Here is a 4,387-nt window from a genome sequence, read left to right on the forward strand (position 1 = left end):
TACGCGGGTGAGGAACGCGCGTTCCCGCTCGACCTGGTGCCGCGGATCATCCCGGCGGAGGAGTGGGACGTGATCGACCGCGGCGTCCAGCAGCGCGTGCGCGCCCTGGAGGCTTTCCTCGACGACGTCTACATGCGGGAGTCGGCCCTGCCGCGGGTGGTGAGCGACGGCGTCCTGCCTGATGAGGTCATCGTGTCGAGCCACCATTTCCACCGGGCGGTGGCGGGCATCCGGCCGCACAACGGCGTCCGGGTGCACGTGTCGGGCATCGACCTGATCCGGGACGAGGAGGGCACGTTCCGCGTGCTGGAGGACAACGTGCGCGTGCCGTCGGGGGTGAGCTACGTGATCAGCAACCGGCGGGCGTTGACGAACACGTTCCCCGAGGCGTTCAGTCAGTTGCGGATCCGGCAGGTCCACGACTATCCGCGCATGCTGCTGCGCGCGCTGCGGGCGGCAGCGCCGGACGGCAACCCGAACCCGACGGTCGTCGTGATGACGCCGGGCGTCTACAACTCGGCCTACTTCGAGCATTCGCTCCTGGCCCGCATGATGGGCGTCGAACTCGTGGAGGGGCGCGACCTCATCTGCACGGGCGGAACGGTGCGCATGCGGACGACGCGCGGCGACCAACAGGTCGACGTCATCTACCGCCGGGTCGACGACGACTTCCTTGATCCGGTCCACTTCCGGCCCGACTCGCTGCTCGGCTGTCCCGGGCTCATCAACGCGGTCCGCGCCGGACGTGTCACGATCGCGAACGCGGTGGGCAACGGGGTGGCCGACGACAAGCTGGTCTACAGCTACGTGCCGGACTTCATCAGGTTCTACCTCGACGAGGAGCCGATCCTGCCCAACGTGGACACCTTCCGGTGCACCGAGCCGGCGCACCTCAGCCATGTGCTGGCGAACGTGGAGAAGATGGTGGTCAAGCCGGTCGATGGGTCGGGCGGCAAGGGGCTCGTCATCGGCGAGGACGCCGACCGGGCCACGTTGGACGACCTGTGTGCGCGACTGCGGCACGACCCGCGCGGCTGGATCGCGCAGCCGATCGTGCAGCTGTCGACCGTGCCGACGCTCATCGACGACGACCTGCGCCCCCGCCACGTCGATCTGCGGCCGTTCGCGGTGAACGATGGCGAGACGATCACCGTCCTGCCCGGGGGACTGACGCGCGTGGCGCTGCCCGAGGGGCAACTCGTGGTGAACAGCTCGCAGGGCGGCGGCTCGAAGGACACGTGGGTCCTCGAGGCGCCCATGCCGGGGGAATCCGACGCCGAGGAGGAGGCGCTGGGCACGAAGGAGGTCATCCTCATGACGCCGCCGGAGGTCTACACGGAGGGGCCCGTCCGCTCGGTGAAGGAGCAGACGAAGCAGCAGCAGCAGGCGGGCGTCCACAGCGAGGGGGTGGCATCGTGCTGAGCCGCATCGCCGAGTCGCTGTTCTGGATCGGGCGCTACATCGAGCGCGTCGATGGCACGGCGCGCCTCGTCGACGTCGTCCGGCTGGAGCAGTTGGAGGGCACGTACGGCAGTGCCGACGAGTCCGTCGGGCACGTGTTGAGCGTGCTCGGCGGGGAACCGCCGGCCGAGCACGTCAGCTACGCGCAGTTGCGCGAGCGGCTGGTGTTCGACGCCACCAACCTGAGCTCGATCACCGGATCGTGGAACGCGGCCCGCGACAACGCCCGCCGCGCCCGCGAGACCGTCTCGACGGACCTGTGGGAGGCCATCAACACCGCCTGGCTGCGCTGGGGACGCCTCGGGCCGCCCGACGGCACCGCCCGCCACCTCGCGTGGGCACGCGAACGGGCGATCCTCGTGGCCGGCATCGCCGACTCCACGATGAGCCACGACGACGCTTGGGACTTCCTCGTGCTCGGCCGCTATCTCGAGCGCGCCGACATGACCGCCCGCATCATCTCGACGGGCACGCTGCCGGTGGGGGCGCTGTCGTGGCAGTCGGTGCTCAGTTCGTGTGGCGGCAACCAAGCGTTCATGCGCAGTGCGTCGGGGCTCTTCACCGACCGCGCGGTGGCGACGTTCCTCGTGCTCAACCGCGAGTTCCCGCGGTCGGTCATGTTCGCCCTCATGCAGTCGGAGGCGGCGCTGAAGCGGCTGGAGCCCGAGTTCGGTGCCATCGGCTTCCGCAACGAGGCGATCCGGCTGCTCGGCCGCATCCGCACCTCGCTCGAGTACCGCCTGCCCGACAACGTCATCAACGAACTGCCGCAGCAGATGTCCCGCGTTCAGCAGATGGTGACGGCCGTCTCGGACGCCGTGGCCGCCCGCTACTTCCCGCGGGCGACCGAGGAGACCTGGATGGAGGAGATCAGGTGACCACCCGCCGCTACAGGGTCGCCCACACGACGACCTACCGCTACACCGGGCCGATCAGCGCGTCGCACAACGAGATCCGGATGACGCCGCTCACCGAGGAGAACCAGGTCACCCTGGAGAGCCGCCTGCGCATCCGGCCGCTGACGTGGAGCCACACGTACCGCGACTACTGGGGGACCTCCGTGACGGCCCTCGAGACGGCCGGCGTCCACGAGGCGCTGGAACTGGAGGCCATCTCCACCGTGGAGTGCTCCGACCCGCAACACGTCCGCACGGACGCCTCGTGGGACGAGGTGCGCTCGGCCGAGCGCATCGACCGGTGCTACGAGTGGTTGGAGACGCGGCCCTCCACGGCCCTACCCGACGACGTTCACGCGCGCTTCGCCGCGGCGGTCGAAGGCCTGTCGCCCGCGGGGACGGTGGCGAAGGTGATCGAGTTGGTGCGCGCCGAGTTGGAGTACGAGGCCGGGTGGACCGTCGCCACCACGAGCGCCGCCGAGGCGTGGGAGGCGAAGAAGGGTGTCTGCCAGGACTTCGTGCACATCACCATCGGCGCGCTGCGGCACCTGGGCATTCCGGCGCGCTACGTGTCGGGCTACCTCACGCCCGATCCGGACGCCCCCCTCGGCCAGCCGCTGAGCGGGGAGAGTCACGCGTGGGTCGAGTGGTGGGGAGGCGACTGGGTGGGGGTCGACCCGACGAACCTGAAGGCCGTCGGCGCGGATCACATCGTCGTGGCCCGCGGACGCGACTACGAGGACGTCCCACCGTTCACCGGGGTCTACCTCGGCGACGAGGAGGCCGAACTGTCGGTCGAGGTGTCCGTCACCCGTCTGTCGTGACGCCGCGGGCAGGGTTGGTCGAGGCAGTCGCGGACCGAGTGGGTCGACCACTTACGCGTCGGCGTCCTCATCGGCGACCAGGAGGCGCGGGTGGGGAAGCAGGCCGGAGAGGCCGTTCCAGGTGAGGTTGACGAGGTGGGCGGCGACCTGCGGTTTGGTGAGGCTGGTGGTTTCGCGGGCGTCCACCCACCATTGGCCTGCGAGGGCGACGAGCCCGACGAGCATCTGGCTGTAGAGGGGTGCGGTGGCCGGATCGAAGCCGCGGCGGGCGAACTGGGCGGCGAGCAGGCCTTCGACGCGGGCGGCGATGCCGGAGAGGATGGTGGCGAAGGTCGGTGACTCGCTGTCGGCGGCGTCGCGGCCGTCGTTCGCGCGGGGGGAAGTGTCGCGGCTGATGATGCGGAACCCGTCGGGGTTCTCCTCGATGTAGTCGAGCAGGGCGAGGGTGCCCAGTTCGATCAGGCGACGCGGGCTCACGGAGGGTTGCGAGATCGCGGCGTGGATCGCGTCGTGGAGGGTCTGGACCTCGCGGTCGACAACGACGGCGTAGAGGCCCTCCTTGCCGCCGAAGTGTTCGTAGACAACCGGCTTGCTGACGCCGGCGTGCGCGGCGATTTCTTCGACGGAGGTGCCGTCGAGACCCTTCTCGGCGAACAGGCCGCGGGCGACGTCGATGAGTTGTTCGTGCCGCTGCGCGCGCGTCATCCGGACGCGGCTGCGGCGCGTCCTCGGCGTGGCGTGCGGCTGGGTCACCCGGCCAGTCTCTCGCGGGACGGCGTCCGGGCGCCAATGGACGCGCGTCCGAGTTGGCTAGAGTAGTGCTCCGAGCCCGGTCTCGGGCGAACCCCGGTTGGTCTTTCGGTAGGGCCCGCCTGACTTTGAATCAGGATTAGCGCAGCAGGTTCGACTCCTGCCCGGGGTGCTAGGGCGGCGGCGATTCGCCACCTGACAAGCGCTAAGACCGATCCCCCGTACCGGGTGGGATCGGCCTTGGCCCTTTCCGTGTCGCAAGCGCGTGTCACAAGGCAGCGAACACCCGCCCCGCGACCTCGGCCGCCTCGGCGGCGGCGTCGTCGTCGGCCAGGACGTAGAACCGCAGGTAGGTCTGCGGGTCGTGCCCCAGCAGGGCCGCGCCCTGGTTGTCGGGCACGCCCGCCTCCTTGAGCGCGCTGGCCAGGGTGTGCCGGGTGTTGTGGATCGACCCGG

Annotated in this window: 5 protein-coding genes and 1 tRNA gene; 4 read left to right on the forward strand and 2 right to left on the reverse strand. The window is 70.0% G+C overall.

Features of this window, described 5'->3' with window-relative positions; all coding sequences use genetic code 11:
- From Q1K57_RS13865 to Q1K57_RS13875, 3 genes are all read left to right on the forward strand, one after another.
- On the forward strand, positions 1 to 1,422 hold a 1,422-nt coding region (locus tag Q1K57_RS13865), incomplete at its 5' end, for a circularly permuted type 2 ATP-grasp protein (RefSeq protein WP_300083618.1).
- On the forward strand, positions 1,416 to 2,339 hold the full coding sequence (locus Q1K57_RS13870; RefSeq protein WP_300083620.1) for an alpha-E domain-containing protein: 924 nt from the start codon (positions 1,416 to 1,418) through the stop codon (positions 2,337 to 2,339). The genes Q1K57_RS13865 and Q1K57_RS13870, both read left to right, overlap by 7 nt.
- Positions 2,336 to 3,181 (forward strand): transglutaminase family protein, encoded by an 846-nt coding sequence (locus Q1K57_RS13875; RefSeq protein ID WP_300083622.1) that lies wholly within the window; start codon positions 2,336 to 2,338, stop codon positions 3,179 to 3,181. Before Q1K57_RS13870 ends, Q1K57_RS13875 begins: the two co-directional genes overlap by 4 nt.
- 51 nt (positions 3,182 to 3,232) lie before the next feature.
- Here the strand turns inward: Q1K57_RS13875 and Q1K57_RS13880 are convergent, their stop codons facing one another.
- Entirely contained in the window at positions 3,233 to 3,934 is a 702-nt protein-coding gene (locus Q1K57_RS13880) for a TetR/AcrR family transcriptional regulator (protein ID WP_300083624.1), read from the reverse strand.
- Positions 3,935 to 4,024: 90 nt separating this feature from the next.
- Between Q1K57_RS13880 and Q1K57_RS13885 the strand changes: the two genes are divergently transcribed.
- A tRNA-Gln gene (locus tag Q1K57_RS13885) sits at positions 4,025 to 4,103 on the forward strand.
- Positions 4,104 to 4,199: 96 nt separating this feature from the next.
- On the opposite strand, the gene Q1K57_RS13890 is transcribed toward Q1K57_RS13885, so the two are convergent.
- Positions 4,200 to 4,387, reverse strand: a 188-nt coding sequence (locus tag Q1K57_RS13890; protein ID WP_300083626.1) for a hypothetical protein, incomplete at its 5' end; no start/stop codon positions are given.

The sequence above is a fragment of the Propioniciclava sp. genome (genome assembly GCF_029977985.1).
Lineage (GTDB): Bacteria > Actinomycetota > Actinomycetes > Propionibacteriales > Propionibacteriaceae > Propioniciclava.